A 23,502-nucleotide genomic window follows, 5' to 3' on the forward strand; every position below is an offset into this window, starting at 1 on the left:
GTCCAACCGTACGACCCACCACTGACAACCGGTGCCTACTTGGCGCTGTCCCGGGCGAGGGCGACCAGCCGGGAGACGGCCCGCAGGTACTTCTTGCGGTAGCCGCCGCGCAGCATCTCCGCCGGGAACACCTGGTCGAAGGCGATGCCGGAGGCGGTGATCGGCAGCTCGCGGTCGTACATCCGGTCGGCCAGCACCACCAGGCGCAGCGCGGTGGACTGGTCGTCGACCTGGCGCACGCCGCGCAGGCAGACCGCCGTGACGTCGTCCAGCAGCGCGCCGTAGCGGCTGGGGTGGACGGCGGAGAGGTGGTCGAGCAGTGCGCCGAAGTCGTCCAGCGAGGCGCCCGGGGTGCGGGCGGCGACGGCGCCCACCTGCTCGTCGGAGTACGGCGGCGGCGCGTCCGGCAGGCCGCGGTGGCGGTAGTCCTGGCCGTCGATCCGCAGCGGGCGGAAGTGCGCGGACAGGCCCTGGATCTCGCGCAGGAAGTCCGCGGCGGCGAAGCGGCCCTCGCCGAGCTTCTCGGGCAGCGTGTTGGAGGTGGCGCAGAGCTTGACGCCGTTGTCGACCAGGCGGCCGAGCAGGGTCGAGACCAGGACGGTGTCGCCCGGGTCGTCGAGCTCGAACTCGTCGATGCAGAGCAGCCGGTGCCCGGAGAGGGTGGTCACGGCCTGCTGGAAGCCCAGCGCGCCGACCAGGTTGGTGAGCTCGACGAAGGTGCCGAAGGCCTTCGGGCCGGGGGTGGCGTGCCACAGCGAGGCGAGCAGGTGGGTCTTGCCGACGCCGTAGCCGCCGTCCAGGTAGACGCCGGCCGGGCCGGTGGGCACGGGCGCGGTGCGGCGGAACCAGCTGCGCTTCGGGGCGGAACCGTTTCCGCTGTTGAGCGCGCCCGCGAACTCCTCCAGGACCTGCACGGCCTCGTACTGGCTCGGCTGGCCGGGATCCGGGAGGTACGTCCCGAAGCTGACATCGGAGAAGCGCGGCGGCGGGACCATCTCGGCGACCAGGCGCTCGGCGGGGACGACGGGGCGCCGGGCGGTGAGCGCGACGGGGGTCGCGGTCGCTATCGGCTCGGCGGCGGGGTGTGGGGCTGCGGGCACATCAGTAGAGGGTACGCCTCGTCGCGGACCGGTCAGATCGGGGCCGGTCGGCGGCCGGGGGCGGGCCGGTCGGGCGGGTCCCGGCGGGGGCGGGCCGGGCCGCCGGCGGGAGGCCGGTGGAAGACTGGGGGCATGCAGCAGTTGATCAGTCCCCTGACCGCGCCGTTCGCCGATCCGGCCTCGCTGGAGTCGCTCGCGGCGGTGTACGCGTACCCCGACCAGGTGAATCACGGGCAGCCGTGGCTGCGCGCCAACATGGTGTCCGGCCTGGACGGCGGGGCCAAGCTGGACGGGCTCTCCGAGGGGCTCTCCGGGGACGCCGACAAGCGGATCTTCGGGGTGCTGCGGGCACTGGCGGACGTGGTGCTGGTGGGCGCCGAGACGGTCCGCGCCGAGGGCTACCGGCCCGGGCGGGCGCGGGCCGACTTCGCCGCGGCACGCCGGGCGGCCGGGCAGCAGCCGGCGCCGGCGATCGCGGTCGTCACCCGCTCGCTGGGGCTGGACCTGGCGGCGCCGCTGTTCACCGAGCCGCTGGTGCGGACGGTGGTGATCACCACCGAGGACGCCCCGCCGGAGCGCCTGCGGGCGGTCGCCGAGGTGGCCGACGTGGTGGTGGCCGGCCGGGGATCGGTGGACCTGCGTTCGGCCGTCGCGTCCCTGGCCGAACGCGGCTGGACCCGGCTGCTGAGCGAGGGCGGGCCGCGGCTGCTGGGACAGCTGGCGGCCGCGGGCCTGCTGGACGAGTTGTGCCTGTCGCTGGCCCCCCTGGTCACGGCCGGCGACGCGCCGCGCATCATCCACGATGCGGAAATGCCTGACGTGCAGCGGATGCGACTGGTCTCATTGATCGAGCAGAAAGGATTCCTCTTCACCCGCTACCTGCGTCCGCCGACTCCGTGACCCCCGGATCGTGATCCCGCCCCCACCTGGGAGCTTTCGTCCGCGTGGCCCGTGTGCCGGGTGTGCAGCGTGCGGAAAGCTTCCTCCGGGCAGTATGGGATCCGACGCCGGGGCCCGGGGGCCGGCCACTGGAAGGGACTGCACGTGTTCAAGACGGTACTGATGATCGAAAAGGCGCTCTCCGACGCCGACGTGGAGCTGGTCACCACGCTCCACAGCGAGGAGAAGGTCTCCTTCGTCGTCCTGATGCAGCCGCGCGGCAAGCAGGACGAGCTGCTGCGGGCGCTGGACGACGTCGCCCTCGGCCACCTCGACAAGATGGTGCACGAGCACGACGAGTCCGAGAGCGGCCCGACGGTGGCCAGCGAATCGCTGGCGCACAGCCTGCGCCACCTGCGCGAGGCCGGTGCCGAGGCGGTCGGCGAGCTGGTCGAGGACGCCCCGCTGGAGCGGCTGCGCGTGGTGGTCGAGGAGCACAGCGCGGACGAGGTCGTCGTGCTCACCTCGCCGCACTTCGTGGAGGAGTTCTTCCACCGCGACTGGGCCTCCCAGGCCCGGCACAAGGTGGGCGTCCCGGTGCTGCGGCTCTTCGCCAGCGACTCCTGATCCCCCTGCCCGCCCCGGGCCGGGGGTGCCTCCCGGCCGGAGGCCGGGAATCGAGGAGCCCGTCGCCGGTGGTGCAGAATCGTCCTTGCGGTCCGACCGCGAGGACGGTTCGCACCCCGCACGCCCCGCCCGCCCTCGCCCTCCGCCCCGCCCGCTGTCCCCTTGTCTGCCCCCGCCCGTACGGAGCCCCGCCTTGAACGACGCCGCGCACGACCTGCACGCCCCGCACTTCATCGGTATCGGCGGCGCCGGGATGTCCGGCCTGGCGAAGATCCTCGCGGTACGCGGCGCCAGCGTCTCCGGCAGCGACTCCAAGGAGTCCGAGACCGTCCTCGCGCTGCGCGCCCTCGGTGCCACCGTGCACATCGGCCACGCCGCCGAGCACGTGCCGGACGGCACCAGCAGCGTGGTCGTCTCCAGCGCCATCCGCGCCGACAACCCGGAGCTCGCCGCCGCCCGCGAGCGCGGCATCCCGGTCGTCCACCGCTCCGACGCGCTCGCCGCGCTGATGGGCGGCCGCCGGGCGCTGGCCGTGGCCGGCACCCACGGCAAGACCACCACCACCAGCATGCTGGCCGTCGCGCTCGGCGAGCTGGGCCTCGAACCGTCCTACGCGATCGGCGGCGACCTCGACGCGCCCGGCTCCAACGCCCACCACGGCACCGGCGAGATCTTCGTCGCCGAGGCCGACGAGAGCGACCGCAGCTTCCACAAGTACGCGCCCGAGGTGGCGATCGTGCTCAACGTGGAGCTGGACCACCACGCCAACTACGCCTCGATCGAGGAGATCTACGAGTCCTTCGAGACCTTCGTCGGCCGGATCACCCCCGGCGGCACCCTGGTGGTCTCCGCCGACCACGACGGCGCGCGCGAGCTGACCGCCCGGGTCGCGGGCCGCGACGGCCTGAACATCGTCACCGTCGGCGCCGCCGAGGACGCCGACCTGCGGGTGCTGTCGGTGACCCCCCGGGGCATGACCAGCGAGGTCGTCGTGCTGCTGGACGGCGCCGAGCTGGCCTTCACCGTGTCGGTGCCCGGCCGGCACTACGCCCACAACGCCGTCGCCGCGCTCGCCGCCGGCGTCGCGCTCGGCGTCCCGGCCGCCGACCTCGCCAAGGCGCTCGGCGCCTACACCGGCGTGCGGCGCCGGCTCCAGCTCAAGGGCGAGGCGGGCGGCGTCCAGGTGATCGACTCCTACGCCCACCACCCGACCGAGATGACCGCCGACCTGGAGGCCATCCGCGAGGCGACCGCGGGCCGGGTCCTGGTCGTCTTCCAGCCGCACCTGTTCAGCCGCACCCAGCAGCTCGCCGAGGAGATGGGCCGGGCCCTCGCCCTCGCCGACGCCTCCGTCGTCCTCGACATCTACCCGGCCCGCGAGGACCCGATCCCCGGCGTCACCAGCGAGCTGATCATCGACGCCGCCCGGCAGGCCGGCGCCGACGTCACCGCCGAGCACGCCTTCGACGCCGCCCCCGCCCTGCTGGCCGGCCTGGCCCGCCCGGGCGACCTGCTGCTCACCATGGGCGCCGGCGACGTCACCAACCTCGGCCCGGAAATCCTCGAGCACCTCGCGAGCGTTGCCACCAACGTCTGAGTCCACCGCGTCCGGGAGTCCGCTGTCATGAGCTACGAGATCGAGAAGTCCGACGCCGAATGGCGCGCCGAGCTCAGCCCCGAGGAGTACCGCGTCCTGCGCGAGGCCGGCACCGAGCGGCCGTTCACGGGCGAGTACACCGACACGAAGACGATCGGCGTCTACGGCTGCCGGGCGTGCGGTGCGGAGCTGTTCAGCTCGGAGACCAAGTTCGACAGCCACTGCGGCTGGCCGTCGTACTACGCGCCGCTCGCCGAGGACCGGGTGCAGTACATCGAGGACAGCTCGATGGGCATGCGCCGGGTCGAGGTGCGCTGCGCCCGCTGCGGCGGGCACCTGGGCCACGTCTTCGAGGGTGAGGGCTACGGCACGCCGACCGACCAGCGGTACTGCATCAACAGCGTCTCGCTGACGCTGCGCCCGGCCGAGTAGCCACCGGCCGGACGGCGCGGGGCCCGGAGGTCGTCGTGACCTCCGGGCCCCGCGCCGTGCCGTCCGTGTCCGGCCCGGCTACCCGGCGACCGGCGCGAAGCGGACCGGGAGGCTGACCAGGGCGCGGAAGAACGGGCCCGGGCGCCAGGGCAGGTCCTCGATGGGGGTGCTGAGCTCCAGGTCGCTCAGCCGGCTGGTCAGCTGCTCGATCGCGGTGATCGCGATCAGCAGCGCCGGGTCCCGGGCCGGGCAGGCGTGCGGGCCGGCCGCCCAGGCCAGGTGGGCGCTCTCGCCGCTGCGCAGCTCGTTGCCGTCGGTGGGCGGCGCGGCCTGCGAGTTGGCGGCCGCGTAGGAGACCAGCACCAGCGACCCGGCGGGAATCTCCCGGCCGTGGAAGGTGATGTCGTAGCGCGGGTAGTGCGCCGAGAGGTTCGCCATCGGCGGATCGTGCCAGAGCACCTCGTCGATCGCCTGGTAGGCCGTCATCGCCCCGCCGAACAGCGAGCCGGCGTACCGGGCGTCGGTGAGCACCCGCAGCAGCGCGTTGGCGATCAGGTTGGTGGTCGGCTGGTGCCCGGCGATCATGGTGAGGGTGATCTGCCGGACCACCTCGTCGTTGTCCAGCCCGGCGGGGTGGTTGAGGAACCACGAGGTCAGGTCGTGCCGGGGCTTCTCGCGCCGCTCGGCGACCATCCCGGTGACCACCGCCACCAGGTCCCCGTACGCCGCGACCGCCTTCTCGGTGGACTCGATCATCCCGGAGATGCCCGCGACCAGCCGGGCGCTGTGCTCCTCGGGCACGCCGAACCACGTGTTGAAGACGAACACCGGCAGCTGCCGCGCGTACTCGGCGATCAGGTCGGCGCTGCCGGCGGCCTCGAAGCGGTCGATCAGCTGGTGCGCGACCTCGGTGACCCGGCGCTGGAGCAGGTGCGGCTCCAGCAGCGCCAGCCCGTCGGTGATCACCGAGCGGTAGCGGGCGTGCACCTCGCCGTCGCTGAACAGGGCGGTGGGGCGGTAGCCCAGCATCGGCAGCAGCGGGGAGGTCGGCGGGAGGGTCTGCTGCCAGGCCCGGGAGTCCTTGGAGAAGGTGTCGGTGTCCCGCAGCAGGTCCAGCGCGGCCTGGTAGTCGGTGACCAGCAGGGCCTCCACACCGGGCGCGATCTCCACCGGGGCGACGGCGCCGTACCGGCGCAGCTGGTCGTAGACGAGCTGCGGGTCGGCGGCGAAGACCGGGCCGTAGATCGGGATCGGGCGGGTGTCGGCGGTCACGGCTGCTCCAGGGCGGCGGTGGGCGCTGCGGGCAGGCCGTCCAGGACGTGTTCGGCCAGCGCGATCAGCGCGTCCAGGCTGGCGCGGCGCTCGCGGGCGTCGCAGAGCACCAGCGGGGTGTCGGGGTGCAGGTCGAGGTGGGTGCGGAGCACCTCGACCGAGTGCGCGGGCGCGTCGGGGAAGCAGTTGACGGCCACCGCGTACGGCAGGCCCTGCTCCTCCACCATGTCCATGATCTCGAAGGAGTCGGACAGCCGCCGGGTGTCGGCCAGCACCAGGGCCCCGAGGGCGCCGCGCGCGATGTCCTGCCAGAGCGGGAAGAAGCGGCGCTGTCCGGGCGTGCCGAACATGTAGAGCACCACCTGGCCGGGCAGGGTGAGGCGGCCGAAGTCGACCGCCACGGTGGTGGTGGTCTTCTCGGGCAGACCCGCCGTGTCGTCGACGGGGGCACCGGTCTCGGTCATCGCCTCCTCGGTGTGGAGGGTCGGGATCTCCGAGAGGGTACGGATGAGCGTGGTCTTGCCGACCCCGAAGGGGCCGGCGATCAGCACCTTCATCAGGGTCTGGTCCCGGTCGGGCAGGTAGCCCACGCGGCCCGTCCGGCCGGCGGGGTCCCCGGCGCCGTCGGCGCTACCGGAGAGTACGGAGTCCAACGAGGAGCCTCTCGACGATCGTGCGGTCGGTCTGCTGGGCGCGGGGGATCGGACTGCGGGCGCGTAAGCAGCCCGCCTCGACCAGGTCCGCGGCCAGGAAGACGGTGGCGCTGACCGGCAGCCGCAGGTGCGCGGCGGCCTCCACCACGGTCAGCGCCCCCGGGCGCAGCAGCTCCCAGAGCCGCCGGTGCTCGTGCTCCAGCTCCTGCGGCGGCTCGGCGTCGGCTGCGTACAGGACGGTGAGCCGCTCGAACCCGGGAGCGCCGGCGCGGACCCGGCCGCCGGTGGCGAGGTAGGCCGGCACCATCCGCCTGCGGGGTACGGCGGTCATGACCGGAGGGTGGTGTCCTGCTGCCTGGCCGGGCTCGCCATGGCGCGTCCCAGGGCGGCGACCTGGACCTGCATCTGGTAGGCCACGTTGCCGAGCTGGGCGTCGGGGGTGGTGAACACCGCGAGCGAGGTGTTCTCCCCCGCCGGGACGACGATGGCGAAGCCCAGCTCGGACTCCACCACGGTCTGCGCCAGCTTCGGCTGCTCGGTGTCGGTGAAGGCGGTGGTGAACGCGCGGGCGGAGGCGTGCACGGTGGCCGTCATGGCGGCGACCCGCTCGGCGGAGGCCCGGCTGAGGCCGTCCGAGGCGCCCTCGACGAGGCCGTCACCGGTCGCGATGACCGCGTGCAGGACACCCGGGAGCTCCAGCAGCGGGGTCAGCACCCACGAGATCTCATCGGTGGCGCTAGGGCTGGGCGTGCTCACTGCTCGGCTCCTTCGGAGGTCTGGGCCCGGCGGTGACCGGTGTGGTCGGTCCCGTCCGTGTGGTCGGTCTCGCCCGTGTGGTCGGTGCGGTCGGTGCGGTCCGGGCGACCCGCCGCCGGGGCCGGGTGGTCCGCCGCCGGGGCCGGGTGGTCCGCAGGGTGGTCGACCGGGGCGGCGGCGGGCAGGACGGACCGGTCCGCGGCCTGCGCCACGGCGGCCCGGCCGGAGCCGGTGCCCTGCTGCAGGGCGCCCCAGCGCTCGGCGGCCTGCTCGGGCGTCCGGGCGGGCGGGAGCTGCGCGGGACCGGCGGTGCCCGCGCCCTGCGGTGCCTGGGCCTGGTGCGGGAGCGGCTGGCGCCGGCGGCGGCTGGGCAGGCCACTGTCGTCGGACGGCACGGCCTGCACGGGTGGCACGACGTGCATGGTCGGCACGGCCTGCCGGGACGGCAGCTCGTGCCGTGTCGACACGTTGCGCCGGGTGGGCAGTTCGTGTCCTGGTGGCACGTCGTGCCCGGCGGACCCGGCCGGCCCGCCCCGGCCCTCCTGCCCGTCCCCGCCGCGCGCGGCCGGGACGGGCGGCAGCGCCGCCATGGTGGGCGCCGGAGCCGGGCCGGAGCCGGCCCGCAGCGGCAGCGGGGTGAGCACCGAGAGCGGCTGCTCGTCGTCCACCACCGTGAGCAGCGCGGCCGGGATCCGGACGATGGTCCGCATGCCGCCGTACGGCGAGGGCTCGATGTGGCAGGCGAAACCGTACTGCCGGGCCAGCTTGCCGACCACCGCGAACCCGGTCTTCGGCGGGTTACCCAGCTCGGTGAGCAGCACCTCGGGCGGACCGGCCAGCAGTCGGCGGGCGCGGCGCAGCTGGTCCTCCTCCATCCCGATCCCGCTGTCGTCGATGATCACCAGTGCGCCGCGGCCGCCCTGCTGGACGGTGACCGGGACGTCGGTCTCCGGGTGCGAGTACCCGGTGGCGTTGGCGAGCAGTTCAGCCACCGTGATGGCGAGCGGTTCGGCCGCCCGGGCGACGACGGCCAGCCGGTTCTCCCGCAGGTGGTTGGCGACCTTGATGCGGGCGTAGCCGGGCACCCGGGAGAGCGCGCCGACCACCACCTCGGCGAGCGGGGAGTCGGTGCGGGCCAGACCGGGCCAGGCCTCGCAGAGCACGGCGATGGTCTGGATCCGGCGCAGCGCGACCTCGTTGCGGAAGTCGACCTCCAGCAGCCGGGGGTCGTCGTTCTCGTGCTGGAGCTGCTGGACGAGGCTCTGGATCTGGTAGAGCAGCGTCTGGATCTTGGAGGTGGCACCGCGCATGGCGGCCCGGGCGGCCGCGTCGACGCGCTCGCGCTCGTCGGTGATGGCGGCGGCGGCCGCGTCCAGCACGGCCTGCAGCGCCTGGACGGCCTCGGTGCCGACGCTCTGCGCGTCGAGCGGACCGGCGACCGGGGCGTTGGGGTGACTGAGCCGCAGCGCGGTGGCGGCCACCCGCTCCTTGGCCAGGTGGCCGATCTCGGCGAGCAGCGCCCTGGCCTGCTCCTCGGCGTCGTCCGCCTGCCGGCCGGCCTCGGCGGTCCGGGCCTCGGCCCCGGCGACCAGCCCCTCGGCCGTCTTGGTCCGCTCCTCCGCGGCGCGGGTGTGCAGCTCGGCCTCGGCCGTGCGGTGCTCGGCCTCCGCCGTCCGGAGGTCCGCCTCCCGGGAGCGGCCCTCGGCGACCAGCGCCCGGTTCTCGGCCCGCTGGGTCTCCTCGGCCGCCTGTCGGGCGGCCGCCTGCGCCTCGCGCAGGTGCTGGTCGCGGCGGGTCACCCGGGCCTCGGCGGCGCGGGCCCGCTCCTCGCTGTGGGCCGTGGCCGCCTCGGCCGCCCCGGCCCGGGCGACGGCCCGGGACCGGCTGCGGGCCAGGACACCGGCCGCCGCGAGGGCGGCCACCGTGATCGCCACCAGGGCGACCAACGCGATCTGCGTCATCGAAGTCCTCGAACGTCCTCGATCGAAGGGAACTGGAAGGGGTCGGGCGAGGCCGGTCGGGGACCGGCCCGGCCCGGTCAGGCCGACGCGGGGGCGCCCTCCCCGCTCCGGGGCCGCAGCGCGGCGCGCACCGCGTCCTCGTCCAGTTCCCGGGCCACCAGGGCGACCTGGCCCATGGCCTCCAGGACGTTCGGCACCTCGGAGCCGTCCAGGTGCCGGTACTCGGCGGCGACGGTCAGCACCAGGCGCTCGGGCAGGCCCAGTTCGGGGTGGCGCTGCTCGGCGATCACCCGGCGGGCGCCGTCCAGCGCGGGTATCCCGGCGGCGTGCAGCGCGTGCGCGCGCTCCCGGACGTACGCCAGGTAGGCGATGTGCTCCCGCACGCCCGCGCGGTCGAGCACCGGGCCGTGGCCGGGGACGAAGATCTCGGCGCCGGTCGCCAGCACCTGCTCGCAGGCGGCGATCACGTTCTCCAGCGGCCCGGCCCAGTGCACGGGGTGGTCGCCGGGGTGCTCGGGCGTCGAGCCGAAGATCACGTCGCCGGTGAACACCGCGCGCTGGCGGGGCAGGTGGACGATCAGGTCGCCGCCGGTGTGCGCCGCCGCGAGGCCGGTCACCTGCACCGGGTAGTCCCCCACCCGCAGTTCCAGCTCGCCGTGGAAGACGGTGTGCGGCTGGACCGGCTCGGTGTCCGACCAGTCGAACTGCCCGAAGTGGCGCTGGAGGTAGCCGCCGAGCGGGGAGGCCGGGTCGCTGCCGGCGACCAGCGCGTGCTGCTGCTTCGGGGTGGGCTCGTAGTGGATGTGCTCCAGCGCCTCCCGGGTGGAGATCACCTCGGCGTCCGGCAGCACGCCGGCGCCCCAGAGGTGGTCACCGTTGGCGTGGGTGACGATCACCCGGTCGACGTCCACCCCGGCGGCCAGCCGCTGCCGGCTCTCGGCCAGGAACTCCGCCGCGAGGGACGGGTCGTAGGGGGTGTCGATCCACAGCGCGGTCCTCGGCGAGGCCAGCAGCCCGCAGTTGGCCAGACCCCACCCCCGCTTCGGGGGGAGCCACACGTACAGGTCCTCGGCAATCGCGCTCACGTTCGCGCGGCTGATCGTCATGGGCGCGATTATGCCGATGATGTGACAGGGGCGAGGCAAAACCCCTGCGATTCAGGCCACTTCCTGCCCCAGAGCCTCCCGACCTGTCCCGTTTCGTACCAGGAAGGTCTGGACCACTTCGTCTCAAGGATCAGGATGGCGCACCCCGGGAGCGTGCGCCCGGCGGCTCCGGCACCCCCACCCGGGCCACCGGCCCTGGCCAGCGGCCCGCGGGCGCCCCTCCCGTCACGCCGCCGGCAGGACCCGGCAGACCTCGACCGTGACGTCCACCGTGTCGAGGCCGATCACCCGGCCCTCCACCGCGACGAATCCTTTCTCCCCGGACCGGAACAGCGCCGCCAGCGGCGACTTGCGCCCCGCCGCCGCCAGGGTCTCCACCGCCATCGCCGACCCGAACGCGAAGACCCCGCAGAGCACGATGCAGGGCGCGTTCCGCGAGGTGCGGGTGACGAAGATGAAGCCGTGGTCGCGGATCAGCTCGTCCGCGGCGTTGTACTGCGCCTCGAAGGTCATGCCGCCCCACCGGGCCCGGGCCGCCTCCGGGTACTCGATGCGGAAGTCCGGGAACCCGGCGCCGAGGATGCCCCCCGAGTACGAGTTGACGCTCGGTCCGCCGATCGAGAAGGTCGGCATCCGCGGATCCTGCGAGCCCGCCGCGACCAGTTCGATCGTCGCCTTGCGGTTGACCTTCCGCAGCAGGTCGATGAGCTGGGCTATCGCCCGGGCCTCGGCCATCGGCATGAACAGCACGTTCTTCGGGCCCCTGCTGGTCAGCCGGCGGCCGTCCTTGGCGAAGGCGAACTCCGCCACCTCGATGCTGGGGCTGATGATCTGGACCCGGCTGTAGGGCGCGAGCAGGGCCCGGAGGAATCCGTAGCGCAGGAACAGCCGGGTGCGGGCGAGGGACCGGGCCGCGAGAAAACCGATAACGGCCGGAAAGAATCCGATCAGTACCTGGAGCAGGATCTCCATACCATCCCCCGCACGGAAGACTCGGATACGAACTGTCTGCCGTGAGGTGATGCCCCGTATAACACCCGGAACTCCCGCCACAGCGGCCCACCCGGCGCGGAAGGCGGGAAAGTGCGCCCGCCTCACTCGTTCGAGTGACCCCCCGTCACATCCGCCCCAGGGACGCCTCGACCGTTGACAGTGTACCGACAATGGAGTCCACGTGAAGCCGCGGGGCAGGGCCGGCGTCCGGGCGGCGGCCCGAACACCGAACACCGCCCGCGCCGCCGGAACTCAGCCGTCGAGCCGCTTGACGAACTTCCGCTCGCTCGCGCAGCGCTCGTACCCGAGCCAGGAGTTGATCGCCAGCATCGGCGCGTTGGTCGCGTCGTTGCTGGTGTACGCCCACCGGTAGCCCGCCGCCTGCGCCCGGCGCAGCGACTGCGCCTTGGCCAGCTTGGTCAGGCCCCGCCCCCGGAAGTCCCGCCGGCAGGCCGTGAACGCCGACCAGTAGCGGTCCACGCCGTCCGTCTGCACCGCGCTGAACGCGACCGGCTCGCCGTCGAGGACCGCGACCGTGGTCAGCTCCCGGTCCAGGTCCGGCCGGGCCCAGACGCCGTTCACGAACTCCTCGTAGTCGGCGGCGTCCATCTCGACCTCGCCCGGCTCGTCGCGCACCGCGTCCGCCTCGATGACGAAGATCGGGTACGGGTCGTCCTCCCACTCGCTCGCCGGGCGCAGTTCGACACCCGGCGGCAGCCCGGCCGCCGCCGGCAGCGGAAGCGACAGGTCGCGGCGGGCGAAGTGGGCGATCCGCCCCTCGGTGTAGCCCCGGGCGGCCGCGAACGCCAGCGCCCCGGGCTCCTCGTCCACCCAGCTGTGCACCTCCACCACGCCGTGCTCGGCGAGGTGCGCCTCGGCCGCGGCCAGCAGCGCGGTGAAGACCCCGCGCCCGCGCCGGGCGGGCAGCACACTGCCGTTGGCGTAGCCGACGCCCTTCGTGGAGGTGCCGGTCACCACGCCGCAGCGCACGGCGCCGACCACGGTGGCATCGATCTCGGCGACCAGGGTGCGGTAGTACTCCCCCTCGGCCCGGCGGCCGTCCAGCCACACCAGCACCTCGGGCGTGAGCAGCAGGTGCTCGCGCCCGGCGCTGTGGGCGGCCGCGACGGCCACGCCGTCGCCGGGGCGGAAGTCACGAATCGTCAGTGGCGTCATAGCTGCGTCACCCTAGCCGCCGCGGTGGTCGGCACGCCTCCGGTTTTTCCGCCCGCACCGCCCCCCACCTGCGGCTCCGCGCACCGGACGGGATAAAGTCCGTCACGGCCGGACCGACAAGCTCAAATAATGCTCTGAGAAGACCGGGTGAGGCTTGGCAGCCGCCCCGCCCGGGGACATCCTCAGCAACACGGCCCGGCGGCCCTGGCGACGACGCCCGCACCGCCCGACGGCCTCCCCACCCAGCCCTCCGAAGGGGGCGCACCGATGACCTCCCCTGCCACAAAGCCCCGCCTGCCCGCCCTACCCGCGCTGGGCGGCACACTCGGCGTCGGCCTCGGCTGGCGCAGCGAGATCGACGTCGTGGTCGAGCGCCAACCCGGTCTGGACTGGGTCGAGGTGGTCGCGGAGAACGTCTGCGCCGACCACCTCCCCGAATCGCTGGCGGTGCTGCGGGCCCGCGGCGTCACCGTCGTCCCGCACGGCGTCTCGCTCGGCCTCGGCGGGGCCGAGCGGCCCGACCCGGCCCGGCTCGCCCGGCTCGCCGGGACCGCCACCGCGCTCGACTCCCCGCTGGTCACCGAGCACCTGGCGTTCGTCCGGGCCGGCGGCCTGGAGGCCGGGCACCTGCTGCCCGTACCGCGCTCGCGCGACGCGCTGCGGGTGATCGCCGAGAACGTCCGGATCGCCCAGGACCAGCTGCCGGTACCACTGGCGCTGGAGAACATCGCCGCCCAGCTGGCCTGGCCGGACGACGAGCTGACCGAGGGGCAGTTCCTCGCCGAGCTGGTCGAGCGCACCGGCGTCCGGCTCCTGATCGACGTCGCCAACCTGCACACCAACCGGGTCAACCTCGGTCTGGACCCGGCCGCCGAGCTGGACCGCCTGCCACTGGAGGCGCTCGCGTACGTGCACGTGGCGGGCGGCACGATGGTCGACGGCGTCTGGCACGACACCCACGCGCACCCCGTCACCGAGCCGGTGCTGGAGGTGCTGGCCGAGCTGTGCGCACGGGTGGCACCGCCCGGGGTGCTGCTGGAGCGGGACGCCGCCTTCCCGCCGCCGGCCGAGCTCTCCGCCGAACTCGACGCCATCCGCCGGGTGCTGGACCGGGCCCGGCGCGATGGCTGACGACCCCGGGGGGCTCGACGCCGCCCGCGCCGCGCTCGCCCGGCGCCAGGAGGCCCTGCTGACGGCCCTGGTGGCCGGCGGGCCGGTGCCGCCCGGATTCGATCCGGCCCAGGTCCGGGCCCAGTCCCTGGGCCTGGCCGCCAAGCGCCGCGACACCACCGCCAAGGTGGCCCCGGAGCTGCCCCGCCTGCTCGGCCGGCAGTACGGACCGCTGTTCCTCGCCTACGCCCGCACGCACCCGCAGACCGACGGCTACCGCGCCGACGCCCGGGCCTTCGCCGCCTGGGCGCTGGCCCAGGGCACGCCGGCGGACGGCGCCGGGGCGGACGACGGCCCGGGGCTCGGCCCCGACCGGCGCCGGGCCGTGCAGCAGTGGCTCCACCCGGTGGCGGAGCAGCCGCCGGGCCCGCTCACCCGCCTGCGCCGGGCCCTTTGGCCCGGCCGCACGCCCTAGAACTCACCACCCCGGGGGAACCGCCCATGTGGCACAACACGTACTTCATCGTCCCTGCCGTCCTGCTGGTGCTGGCCTCGTTCCACGCCTCGCGCACCAAGCAGCTGGTCCGGCGGGCACCGCAGGCCAAGGGCCTGCCCGGCCGCGGGCTGCCGCTGCTGGACACCGCCTTCCTCTCCGGCGGGCCCGGCCGGGTCTTCGACACCGCCCTCGTCCGGATGCACGAGGCCGGCCACGTCATCGTCAACCGCTCCGGTCTGATCACCATCACCGCGGAGCGGCCCTACGACTCCGTCGACCAGGCCGTCATCGAGGCCGCCGGACCGGACCGGCAGCGGCCGCTCGCCGCACTGCGGCACGAGGTGATGCGCTCGCCCGCCGTCCAGAAGATCGGCGACGGGCTCGCCGACCGCGGTCTCCTGCGCAACCCCGCCCGGATGCGCCGGGCGAGGACGGCGCGGCGACTGCTCTGGCTGGCCGTCCTCGCCGTGGTGGCGACCTTCGGACTCGCCTTCGTGATCGACGACGGCACCGCCGCTTCCGAGCGCCCCGCGCTGTGGGTCGCCCCGGTCCTGCTGGGCTTCGCGCTGGTCTCGCTGCTCGCGAGCTGGCCGCTGAAGGGCCGGATCACCCCGGCCGGGCGCCGCCAGCTCAGCCTGATGGCGATCGGCAAGCCGTGGAAGCCCAGCACGGGCCTGGCCCCCCGGACGGCCGGCGCCGTCCTGCTCGGCGCGGTCGCGCTCAGCGGGGTGGCGGCCTCCGGGCTGGAGGACGCGGAGCTCCAGGAGGCGATGCTCGCCGCGGCCTCGGCCGAGCTGCTGACCGCCAAGTACGGGTCCTCGGCGACCGCGAGCTCCGGCTCGGGCTCCTCCTGCTCCTCCGCCGCCTACACCTCCTCCTGCAGCGGGGGCACCTGGTGCGGCTCCTCCAGCCCCGGCTCCTCGGGTTCGAGCTGCGGATCCAGCTCCAGCAGCTGCGGGTCCTCCTCGTCGAGCTGCGGCTCGTCCTCGTCCAGCTGCGGGTCGTCCTCGTCGAGTTGCAGCTCCTCCTCGTCCAGCTGCGGCGGCAGCAGCTGCGGATCCTGAGGACGGCCGACCCGCCCGCGAGTCACAGTTCGGTATCGCGGTCCGGAAATTCGTACCGCTCGGAGCGGAAGCGGGTCTACAACAAGGCCATGTGGTTGCTCTTCCTGATCCCTGCCTGCATCGCCGCGGTGTTCTCCTGCATCCGGCTGGTCCGGATGACCGCCACCGCCGACGCACTCGCCGGGCAGGAGGGGCTCAGGCCGCCCGAGGCCGTCGGGATCGGGCTGTACGAGACGGCGTACCTGGCCGGCGGACCGGACCGGGTGGTCGAACTGGCCCTGGTCCTGATGGCCTCCCGCGGCCGGCTGCACCTCGCCCACACCGGCTGGACCACCGTGGTCGACCCGAAGGGCCGCAGCCGCCTGGAGCGCGCGGTGGTCGCCACCGTCGGGCCCGAGGGCCAGTGCCGGACGGCCGACCTGCGCCGGGTCATGGCCTGCCACCCCACCGTGCTGGAGATCGGCAGCCGGCTCGCCCTGGCCGGCCTGGCCACCCCGGCGCTGGTGCAGCAGAGCACCGTCCTGGTGGTCCGCCAGGTCCGGCACGCCCTGCTGCTCACCCTGGTGCTGCTGGCCGCGGCCCTGGCGGTCGGCGGTTTCGCGGACGGTGACGCGCTGGCGCCGCTGGCCTGGTTCTCGCTGCCGCTGGTGCTCACCTCGGGCACCCTGCTAATGGCCCGGGTCGACGTCTACCCCTACACCCACTGGGCCTCCCCGGTCGGCCAGGAGGTGCTGCGCGAGGTGCGGCCGCCGCGCCAGCACGGCCTCACCGACGACGACGAGCGCGAACTGCTCACCGCCGTCGCGATGATCGGCCCGGACGCCCTCCCCGACGCCCGGCTGCGCGCCGCCCTGCGCCCGCACCGGAGCTGACGGCGCCGCAGCCGACCGGTACCGAGCCGAAACGGCCGCGAGGGCCGGCTCCCCTTCCCGGGGAGCCGGCCCTCGTCGTGCCGCGGTCTCAGACCAGGCCGTTGAGCAGCTCGCCCACCGGCTTGCGGCGCCCCGTGAAGAAGGGCACCTCCTCGCGCACGTGCAGCCGGGCGCGGGACGGCCGCAGGTCGCGCATCAGGTCGACGATCCGGTGCAGCTCGTCCGCCTCGAAGGCGAGCAGCCACTCGTAGTCGCCGAGCGCGAAGGAGGCCACCGTGTTGGCCCGGACGTCCGGGTAGCCGCGCGCCATCTGGCCGTGCTCGGCGAGCATCGCGCGCCGCTCGGCGTCCGGCAGCAGGTACCACTCGTAGGAGCGGACGAACGGGTAGACGCAGACGTAGTCGCGCGCCCGCTCGTCCGCGAGGAACGCCGGGATGTGCGACTTGTTGAACTCGGCCGGGCGGTGCAGCGCCATGTTGGACCAGACCGGCTCCAGCACCCGGCCGAGGCCGGTGCGGCGGAAGCGGTTGTACGCGTCCTGGAGGTCGTCCGAGTTCTCGGCGTGCCACCAGACCAGGATGTCGGCGTCCGCGCGCAGACCGGACACGTCGTAGGTGCCGCGCACCGTGATGTCCTTCGCGTCGAGCTGGGCGAACAGCTCGTCCACCTCGGCGGCGAGGGCGGTGCGGTCCTCGGGCAGCGCGCCCTTGAGCTTGAACACCGACCACATGGTGTAGCGGATGACCTGGTTCAGGTCGCGCGCCTTCTTCTTCTCCGGCTGCTGCTCAACGGTCTCAGTCATGCGCCCATTGTCCTCTCCGTGACGCTCGCCCCGGTCGCCGGGGTCAACAGTCTGTCGAGTGCCGCGACCGCCGTCCGGGCGCTCGCGATGCACGCGGGGATCCCCACGCCGTCGTACGCGGCGCCGCACAGCGCCAGCCCGCCCACCTGCCCGGCCGCCGCCCGGATCCGGGCCACCCGGTCGAGGTGGCCGACCGGGTACTGCGGCAGTCCGGCCCGCCAGCGGGTGACGGCGGTGTCGTACGGGCGGGCGGTCAGGCCGATCGCCTCACCCAGGTCGGCCAGCGAACGGGCCACCAGCTCCTCGTCCGGCAGGTCCAGCGCCGCCTCCTCGCGGTGCCGGCCCAGCGAGGTGCGCAGCACGAACGTGTCCGGGGCGGCGCGCTCCAGCCAGCCCCACTTGTTGGAGGAGAAGGTGGACGCCTTGATCCGCCGGCCGTCCACCGGCGGCACCAGGAACCCGCTGCCGGTCGGCGGCACCGGCAGGTCGGCGCGCCGGAAGGCGAGGGTGACCAGCGCCATCCCCGCGTACTCGACCCCGTCCAGTTCGGTGGCGGCGGCCGGCGCGTCCGCGCGCAGCAGCCGGGCCGCGGCGGGCGCGGGCACGGCCAGCACGACGGCGTCCGCGGACAGCGCCACGCCGTCGCCGGTCACCACCCGCCAGCCCTCGGGGGTGCGGCGCAGCTCGTCCACCCGGGCCCCGGTACGCAGCTCGACGCCGGCCCTGACGCAGGCCGCGGCGACCGCCCCGGGCAGCGTGCCGAGGCCGCCGCGCAGCCCCTGGAAGACCGGTGTGCCGACGGTCCGCGGCCGGGAGGCCAGCTCGTGGACGCCCTCCACCAGCGAGCCGCCGCCCCTGGCGATCGCCAGCAGCTGCGGCACGGCGGCGCGCAGCGAGATCTCGTCGGCGTGCCCGGCGTAGACGCCGCCGAGCAGCGGCTCGACCAGCCGGTCCACCACCTCGTGGCCGAGCCGGTCCGCGACGTACCGCCCGATCGCGACGTCGTCGGCGACCCCCGCGCCCCCGTCCTCGTGCCGGGCCCGCTCCAGCCCCTCGGCGGTCAGCACCCCGGAGGCGGCGAGCGCGTCGAGGTCCCCCGGCACGCCCATGACCTGACCGCCGGGCAGCGGCCGCAGCGCGCCCCTGGTCCAGATCGCGGCCTTGGCGGTCGTCGGCGGCTCCAGCGCCCCGGCGAGCCCGACGGCCTGCGCCAGCTCGACCGCCTCCGGCCGTCTGGCCAGCATCGACTCGGCGCCCAGGTCGACCCGGACCCCGCCGACCTCCCCGCCGTGCAGCTTCCCCCCGACCCGCTCCGAGGCCTCCAGCAGCGTCACCCGCGCCCGTGCGGCACCCCCCGCCGCCCCGCTGAGGTGGGCGGCCGCGGCGAGGCCCGCGATACCGCCGCCGATCACGACGACATGTGCTTGCGACATGCCCCGCAGTCTCGCAGGTCCTTACATCAATGCCTCAATCCGCCCGCTTCCGGACGGGAACGAGCGCGTCGAGATCGACGTCGACCGGGAACGGCACCGGCCGCGACAGCCGGTTCCGGAAGATCCCGGCCGGCGCGTAGGCGGAGGTGGCGATGTCGAGCTCGTAGACATGGACGACCGGCCGGCCGTCCTCCTCCTCGACGAGCCAGTAGTGCGGGATGCCGGCCGCGGCGTACTTGCGCAGTTTGAGACCCCGGTCGCGATCGACCGATTCGGGGGAGACGACCTCGACGACGAGCGTCACATCGGCCGCGTCGTACCACGTACGGTCCGGATCGTAGGAGGTCATCGCGGCCACCACGTCCGGTTCCGGGCGGTTTCGCCGGTCCAGTCTGATGGTCATCTCCCGGTCGACCACCGTGTCGTCGGGCGCCTGGTCCTCCAGCGCGACCGTCAGTGCCGTCACGACCCGGCCGTGCCAGGAGCGCTGCGGGGATGTCATGAAGACCAGCGCGCCGTCGATCAGCTCGGTGTGCCGGGGGGCTTGCGTCAGCCGATCGAGATCCTCGGCGAACCAGCCCTCGATGCGGGGCGGATACCTCCGGTCCGGCAACTCGCTCATGGCCCTACGGTAGCGACTCCGGACCGCCACCCACCCGTGATCGAGTTGCGATCTCCCACCGGGGTCCGATCGGGGCGCGCCCGCGTCTCATGGTCTGAGCGTCCGAATCCGGGCGCCGGACAAGGGATTTGGGGAGGGCTCGATCGTGACGAGAGGACGACGCAGACCGGGGGTGCTGACGGCCGGGGTCGTCGCGGCGGTGGTCCTGGTCGGGGGGTGCAGCGCCGCCGAGCGCGGGTCGGACGGCATGGCGGCGAAGCAGGACGCGGCCGCCCCGGCCGCCGGTGCTCCCGCGGTGGGCGGGGCCGGCGCCGCGCAGCCGTCGGCCGCGCCGCCGGCGGCCGGCGACGGGAGGGCCGCCACCGGTGCGCCCCCGTCCGCCGCCGTGTCGGTACCCGACACCCGGCTGATCGCGTACACCGCGCAGTTGACGCTGCGCGCGAAGGACGTCGCCAAGGTACTGGAGCAGGCCCGCGCGCTGACGGCGGCGACGGGCGGCTACGTCGGCGGCGAGACGGTCAACGGCGGGGCGAACGACTCCGCCGGGGCCGGTGGCCAGATCACCGTGAAGGTCCCGTCGGCGTCGTTCCAGCAGACCCTGGACCAGCTCGCCGGCCTCGGCGAGGTGCTCACCCGCAAGAGCCAGGCGGACGACCTGACCCAGCAGGTCGCGGACGTGGCGAGCCGGGTGCAGACGCAGCAGGCGAGCGTGGAGCGGGTCCGGGCGCTGATGGCCCAGACCAAGACGCTGAGCGAGATCACCAGCCTGGAGAGCGAGCTGAGCCGCCGCGAGGCGGACCTGGAGTCGATGCAGAAGCAGCTGAAGGAGCTGTCCGCCCGGACCTCGCTCTCCACCATCACGCTCGACGTGCGGCGCGAGGCGAAGCCCGTCCCGGTCGACGAGCCGGAGAAGAAGAAGGAGAAGGGCTTCTGGGCCTCGGTCGGCTCGGCGCTCGGCGGCGGCTGGAACGTGCTGGTCACGATCGTGCGCGGACTCGCGATGGCGGTGGCGGCGGTGGCGCCGTTCCTGCTGGTGCTCGGCCCCCTGGCGCTCGTCCTCTGGCTCCTGCGCCGGCGCCGGGCGAGCACCGGTACCGATACGGGTGCCGGTGGCAGTGCGGGTGCCGGTGCCGAGCCGACCGTTCCCCCGCAGCCGCCCCACCCGCCGGGGGACGACCAGGACGCCTGACGCACAGGTGGCGGGCCCCCGCCGAGGGGGCCCGCCACCCGGTCCGGCGGTCGCTGCCGGTCCGGCGTCGGCTCAGCGCGCGCTGGCCTCGTGCACGAACGCGACCAGCCGGCTGAGCGCGTCCGGGTCCATGCTGGGCATCACGCCGTGGCCGAGGTTGAAGATGTGGCCGCTGCTGCCGAGCGCCTGCGCGGCGTGCAGCACCTCGCGGGCCTTGGTCTCGACGGCCCTGGTGGGCGCGTAGAGGACGGCCGGGTCGAGGTTGCCCTGCAGGCCCTTGCCGGGGCCGACCCGCTCGGCGGCGACGTTCAGCGGCACCCGCCAGTCGACGCCGACGACGTCCGCACCGGCCTGGCCCATCAGACCGAGCAGCTCGCCGGTACCGACGCCGAAGTGGATCCGCGGCACGCCGTAGCCGGCGACCGCGTCGAAGACCTTGGTGCTCGCGGGCATCACCGAGCGGCGGTAGTCGTCGGGGGCGAGCGAGCCGACCCAGGAGTCGAAGAGCTGGACGGCGGAGGCGCCGGCCTCGATCTGCACCTTGAGGAAGGCGGAGGTGATGTCGGCGAGCCGGTCCACCAGGGCCGCCCACAGCTCGGGCTGGCCGTACATCATGGCCTTGGTGTTCTCGTGGTTCTTCGACGGACCGCCCTCGACCAGGTAGCTGGCGAGCGTGTACGGGGCGCCGGCGAACCCGATCAGCGGGGTGGAGCCGAGCTCGTCGACGAGCAGGCCGACCGCCTCGGTGATGTACGGGACGTCGTCGGGCTCGAGCGGCCGCAGCCGCCGGAGGTCCTCGACGGTGCGGATCGGGTCGGCGATCACCGGGCCGATGCCGGGCTTGATGTCGACGTCGATGCCGATGGCCTTGAGCGGCACCACGATGTCGCTGAAGAAGATCGCCGCGTCCACCTTGTGCCGGCGCACCGGCTGGAGGGTGATCTCCTTGACCAGCTCGGGCCGCATGCAGGACTCCAGCATGGGGATGCCCTCGCGGACCTTCAGGTACTCGGGCAGCGAGCGGCCGGCCTGGCGCATGAACCACACCGGGGTGTGCGGCACCGGCTCGTTCCGGCAGGCGCGCAGGAACGCGGAGTCGTGCGCGGCGCCGCGGCGCGCGGAGGGCTGCTGGCCGGTGGGGGCGGCCTGGGTGTCCGCCGCGGTGTCTGCCGTTGTCTCACTCACGGTTCAAATCTTCGCACGCGCCCCGGACCGCGCTTCCCGCCCGGGCTCGTCGGTTCCTCCAAGATCTGGCCGGATTGCCCTCCCGGCACGCCGCGCAAGGAGAAGTTGCGGCGAATACCCGGGTTCTCGACCTAGTCTTCGGGGCATGGCAGCGGTCGGCGGGCACCCCGCACAGGGTGGCGGAACAGGTGGCGGAACGGGTCGGGAGGCGGCGCCGAGCGAGTTCCGGGCCGCCGTCGAGGCGCTGACCGGGGCGCGGCTGCGCCCCGAGGTCGAGCTCTCCCCCGCCCCGGCCCCGCGCCGGCTCGCCCCGTACTCGTTCGCGCTGACCGCCGCGGTGGAAGTGGACGGCGAGGAGCTGGCCGACGGCCGGCTGGTGCTGCTGCACGACCCCGCCGGGCAGGAGGCCTGGAACGGGGACTTCCGCGTGGTGACGATGACCCGGGCCGAGCTGGAACCGGAGATGGCCGGCGACCCGATGCTGTCCGAGGTCGGCTGGGCCTGGCTGCTGGACGCCCTGCAGGCGCACGGCGCCGGCTACGGCGAGCCCAGCGGCACGGTGACCAGGTGCGCCTCGCAGTACTTCGGCGGGCTGGCGGACCGCGCGTCGTCCACCGAGATCGAGATCCGGGCGTCCTGGACGCCCGCCGACGGCCGGTTCGAGCGGCACCTGGCCGCCTGGGGCGACCTGCTCTGCCTCAGCGCCGGCCTGCCGCCGGCGGCCCCGGCGCCGCAGCCGCCGGCCGACGTGCCGTCACTCGGCGGGGTGGTCCCGATGCCCGCCCGCCGGCGCCCGCGCTCGCACTGACGAGTGGCAACCGCTCCGGGCCGGTCCGGAGCCACCCCCAGGGCTGACGGACGCCCGGGGGCTGACGGAGTGTGGCTTCGACCTTCCCCTGTGTCAATTAACCGGCGGAAACCGATCGAACTGCCCGCGATCTGATCGATTTTGTACGAATACGGGGCATGTCGCATCAGTCACATGCGCGATTTGTCCGTATTGTTACTCACTAGATCGTGATCTTTCGCTAAAGCCGGGCACGGTACCTGCCGAAGCAGACTGTGACCCTTTCCGAACGCGGAACACTCCGACCGCCCCATCGGGGTTCCGTCCGCCACTCCCCGCAGGAGGCCTGGTGTCGGTCCTTCTTGAGCACCCCGCAAACGTGGTCGCCTACCGGCCGACCAAGCCCACCGCCATGGTGGTCATCGCAGATCCCCGCGTCCGAAACACCGTCACCCGGCACCTCTGGGCGCTCGGCGTCCGGGACGTCATCGAGGTGTCCTCGATCGCCGAGGCCCGCCCCCGGGTGTCCACCCCGCGCGACATCTGCGTCGCCGACGTCCATCTCCCGGACGGTTCCGGGCTGACCATCCTGGCCGAGACCCGCGCCGCGGGCTGGCCCAACGGCTTGGCCCTCTCGGCCGCCGACGACATCGGCGCGGTCCGCAGCGCGCTGGCCGGCGGCGTCAAGGGGTACGTGGTCACCGGGACCCGTACCAACGTGGCCATGCCTGGCCGACCGGGCCTCCCGCTCGGCGCGGCCGGCCTGGCCGGCCGGATGCGGCGCCCCGGCATGCCGGGTGTGCCGGGTGCGGCCGGTGCCCCGGGCGCCCCCGGGGCCCCCGGTGCGCCGGGCGCGCAGCAGGCCGCCTACCGCGAGCTCTCCGGCCGCGAGGTGGAGGTCCTGCGACTGGTGGCCGAGGGCCAGTCCAACAAGGCGATCGGCGTCGCGATGGGCCTGTCCGCGCTCACCGTGAAGAGCCACCTCGCCCGGATCGCCCGCAAGCTGGGCACCGGCGACCGCGCCGGGATGGTCGCGGTGGCGCTGCGGACCGGCATCATCCACTGATCCCCCGGCGGGACCGCTGCGGCGGCCTTGGAGGAACGTTTCCTCCAAGGCCGCTGTGTTTTCGCGCCGCTCGCCTCCGGGGTGGGGCGGGGCGGGTCCTGCCGGGGCGGGCGTTCAGACCCGGGGCGGGCGTTCGGGGGCTGGGCTCCGGGCTCGGGGCGGGCGTTCGGGGGCCGGGCTCCGGGGCGGCGGGCGGGTCCGGGCCGGTCGGTGTCCGGGCCTCGGCAGGGGGCTCCACGGTCGCGGCGGGCCGGTGGCATAGTCACGGACCCGGTCTGACCAGTCCGACAACACTCCCGGTTGCAAGGTCCGTCGTACCCTTGG

General features: G+C 74.3%; 22 protein-coding genes and 1 pseudogene. 10 read left to right on the forward strand and 13 right to left on the reverse strand.

The features are described from left to right. Positions 1 to 35: 35 nt before the first annotated feature. Positions 36 to 1,100 carry a cell division protein ZapE gene (gene zapE / locus ACFVVX_RS05525; protein ID WP_387941683.1) on the reverse strand — a complete coding sequence of 355 codons (1,065 nt, stop codon included), beginning with the start codon at positions 1,098 to 1,100 and terminating at the stop codon, positions 36 to 38. Positions 1,101 to 1,232: 132 nt separating this feature from the next. Here zapE and ACFVVX_RS05530 point away from each other — a divergent pair, with 132 nt between their 5' ends. From ACFVVX_RS05530 to msrB, 4 genes are all read left to right on the forward strand, one after another. Continuing rightward, entirely contained in the window at positions 1,233 to 2,000 is a 768-nt protein-coding gene (locus ACFVVX_RS05530) for a pyrimidine reductase family protein (RefSeq protein WP_387941685.1), read from the forward strand. A gap of 144 nt (positions 2,001 to 2,144) precedes the next feature. Next, positions 2,145 to 2,606, forward strand: a complete 462-nt coding sequence (locus ACFVVX_RS05535) for an indole-3-glycerol phosphate synthase (protein ID WP_387941687.1) — start codon at positions 2,145 to 2,147, stop codon at positions 2,604 to 2,606. 154 nt (positions 2,607 to 2,760) lie between these two features. Beyond that, positions 2,761 to 4,203: a UDP-N-acetylmuramate--L-alanine ligase gene (gene murC, locus ACFVVX_RS05540; RefSeq protein WP_387941930.1), complete on the forward strand. Its 1,443-nt coding sequence runs from the start codon at positions 2,761 to 2,763 to the stop codon at positions 4,201 to 4,203. A gap of 27 nt (positions 4,204 to 4,230) precedes the next feature. Continuing rightward, positions 4,231 to 4,635, forward strand: a complete 405-nt coding sequence (gene msrB / locus ACFVVX_RS05545; protein WP_387941689.1) for a peptide-methionine (R)-S-oxide reductase MsrB — start codon at positions 4,231 to 4,233, stop codon at positions 4,633 to 4,635. 78 nt (positions 4,636 to 4,713) lie between these two features. Here the strand turns inward: msrB and ACFVVX_RS05550 are convergent, their stop codons facing one another. The 8 genes from ACFVVX_RS05550 to ACFVVX_RS05585 all read right to left on the reverse strand — a co-directional run bounded on the left by ACFVVX_RS05550 (position 4,714) and on the right by ACFVVX_RS05585 (position 12,552). Next, positions 4,714 to 5,907, reverse strand: coding sequence for a cytochrome P450 (locus ACFVVX_RS05550; protein WP_387941691.1), 1,194 nt, complete (start codon positions 5,905 to 5,907; stop codon positions 4,714 to 4,716). Then, complete coding sequence (locus ACFVVX_RS05555) at positions 5,904 to 6,464, reverse strand: ATP/GTP-binding protein (RefSeq protein WP_387941932.1); 561 nt, start codon at positions 6,462 to 6,464, stop codon at positions 5,904 to 5,906. The genes ACFVVX_RS05550 and ACFVVX_RS05555 overlap by 4 nt, the downstream gene beginning before the upstream one ends. A 73-nt stretch (positions 6,465 to 6,537) precedes the next feature. Next, complete coding sequence (locus ACFVVX_RS05560) at positions 6,538 to 6,891, reverse strand: DUF742 domain-containing protein (protein ID WP_387941693.1); 354 nt, start codon at positions 6,889 to 6,891, stop codon at positions 6,538 to 6,540. Beyond that, positions 6,888 to 7,316, reverse strand: a complete 429-nt coding sequence (locus tag ACFVVX_RS05565; protein WP_387941695.1) for a roadblock/LC7 domain-containing protein — start codon at positions 7,314 to 7,316, stop codon at positions 6,888 to 6,890. Before ACFVVX_RS05565 ends, ACFVVX_RS05560 begins: the two co-directional genes overlap by 4 nt. Continuing rightward, the gene (locus ACFVVX_RS05570; RefSeq protein ID WP_387941697.1) at positions 7,313 to 9,277 is read right to left on the reverse strand and encodes an ATP-binding protein; all 1,965 of its coding nucleotides are present in this window, start codon (positions 9,275 to 9,277) and stop codon (positions 7,313 to 7,315) included. Before ACFVVX_RS05570 ends, ACFVVX_RS05565 begins: the two co-directional genes overlap by 4 nt. Positions 9,278 to 9,354: 77 nt before the next feature. Further along, positions 9,355 to 10,383 (reverse strand): MBL fold metallo-hydrolase, encoded by a 1,029-nt coding sequence (locus tag ACFVVX_RS05575; protein WP_387941699.1) that lies wholly within the window; start codon positions 10,381 to 10,383, stop codon positions 9,355 to 9,357. Between the two features lie 225 nt (positions 10,384 to 10,608). Continuing rightward, positions 10,609 to 11,355, reverse strand: a complete 747-nt coding sequence (locus ACFVVX_RS05580; RefSeq protein ID WP_387941701.1) for a hypothetical protein — start codon at positions 11,353 to 11,355, stop codon at positions 10,609 to 10,611. A gap of 273 nt (positions 11,356 to 11,628) precedes the next feature. Next, positions 11,629 to 12,552, reverse strand: a complete 924-nt coding sequence (locus tag ACFVVX_RS05585; RefSeq protein ID WP_387941703.1) for a GNAT family N-acetyltransferase — start codon at positions 12,550 to 12,552, stop codon at positions 11,629 to 11,631. 267 nt (positions 12,553 to 12,819) lie between these two features. Here ACFVVX_RS05585 and ACFVVX_RS05590 point away from each other — a divergent pair. The 3 genes and pseudogenes from ACFVVX_RS05590 (at position 12,820) to ACFVVX_RS05600 (ending at position 16,094) form a co-directional block, all read left to right on the forward strand. Next, positions 12,820 to 14,137, forward strand: a pseudogene (locus ACFVVX_RS05590) (DUF692 domain-containing protein). A gap of 26 nt (positions 14,138 to 14,163) precedes the next feature. Further along, positions 14,164 to 15,222, forward strand: coding sequence for a TIGR04222 domain-containing membrane protein (locus tag ACFVVX_RS05595; protein WP_387941705.1), 1,059 nt, complete (start codon positions 14,164 to 14,166; stop codon positions 15,220 to 15,222). A gap of 89 nt (positions 15,223 to 15,311) precedes the next feature. Beyond that, positions 15,312 to 16,094 carry a TIGR04222 domain-containing membrane protein gene (locus ACFVVX_RS05600; protein WP_387941707.1) on the forward strand — a complete coding sequence of 261 codons (783 nt, stop codon included), beginning with the start codon at positions 15,312 to 15,314 and terminating at the stop codon, positions 16,092 to 16,094. A gap of 88 nt (positions 16,095 to 16,182) precedes the next feature. Here the strand turns inward: ACFVVX_RS05600 and hemQ are convergent, their stop codons facing one another. Genes hemQ through ACFVVX_RS05615 form a run of 3 tightly spaced genes read right to left on the reverse strand, consistent with a single transcriptional unit; the run spans position 16,183 to position 18,951 of the window. Beyond that, entirely contained in the window at positions 16,183 to 16,896 is a 714-nt protein-coding gene (gene hemQ / locus ACFVVX_RS05605) for a hydrogen peroxide-dependent heme synthase (RefSeq protein ID WP_387941709.1), read from the reverse strand. Then, positions 16,893 to 18,329: a protoporphyrinogen oxidase gene (hemG, locus tag ACFVVX_RS05610; protein WP_387941711.1), complete on the reverse strand. Its 1,437-nt coding sequence runs from the start codon at positions 18,327 to 18,329 to the stop codon at positions 16,893 to 16,895. Before hemG ends, hemQ begins: the two co-directional genes overlap by 4 nt. Positions 18,330 to 18,363: 34 nt before the next feature. Continuing rightward, positions 18,364 to 18,951, reverse strand: coding sequence for a Uma2 family endonuclease (locus ACFVVX_RS05615; protein ID WP_387941713.1), 588 nt, complete (start codon positions 18,949 to 18,951; stop codon positions 18,364 to 18,366). Between the two features lie 145 nt (positions 18,952 to 19,096). On the opposite strand from ACFVVX_RS05615, the gene ACFVVX_RS05620 reads away from it, so the two are divergent. Further along, entirely contained in the window at positions 19,097 to 20,140 is a 1,044-nt protein-coding gene (locus ACFVVX_RS05620) for a DUF4349 domain-containing protein (protein WP_387941715.1), read from the forward strand. Positions 20,141 to 20,212: 72 nt separating this feature from the next. Here the strand turns inward: ACFVVX_RS05620 and hemE are convergent, their stop codons facing one another. Further along, the gene (hemE, locus tag ACFVVX_RS05625) at positions 20,213 to 21,325 is read right to left on the reverse strand and encodes a uroporphyrinogen decarboxylase (RefSeq protein WP_387941717.1); all 1,113 of its coding nucleotides are present in this window, start codon (positions 21,323 to 21,325) and stop codon (positions 20,213 to 20,215) included. Between the two features lie 145 nt (positions 21,326 to 21,470). Between hemE and ACFVVX_RS05630 the strand changes: the two genes are divergently transcribed. After that, on the forward strand, positions 21,471 to 22,133 hold the full coding sequence (locus tag ACFVVX_RS05630; RefSeq protein ID WP_387941719.1) for a DUF3000 domain-containing protein: 663 nt from the start codon (positions 21,471 to 21,473) through the stop codon (positions 22,131 to 22,133). Between the two features lie 328 nt (positions 22,134 to 22,461). Continuing rightward, complete coding sequence (locus tag ACFVVX_RS05635) at positions 22,462 to 23,178, forward strand: LuxR C-terminal-related transcriptional regulator (RefSeq protein ID WP_387941721.1); 717 nt, start codon at positions 22,462 to 22,464, stop codon at positions 23,176 to 23,178. The last annotated feature ends 324 nt before the right edge of the window (positions 23,179 to 23,502 follow it).

The organism is Kitasatospora sp. NPDC058170, assembly GCF_042883905.1.
Taxonomy (GTDB): domain Bacteria; phylum Actinomycetota; class Actinomycetes; order Streptomycetales; family Streptomycetaceae; genus Kitasatospora.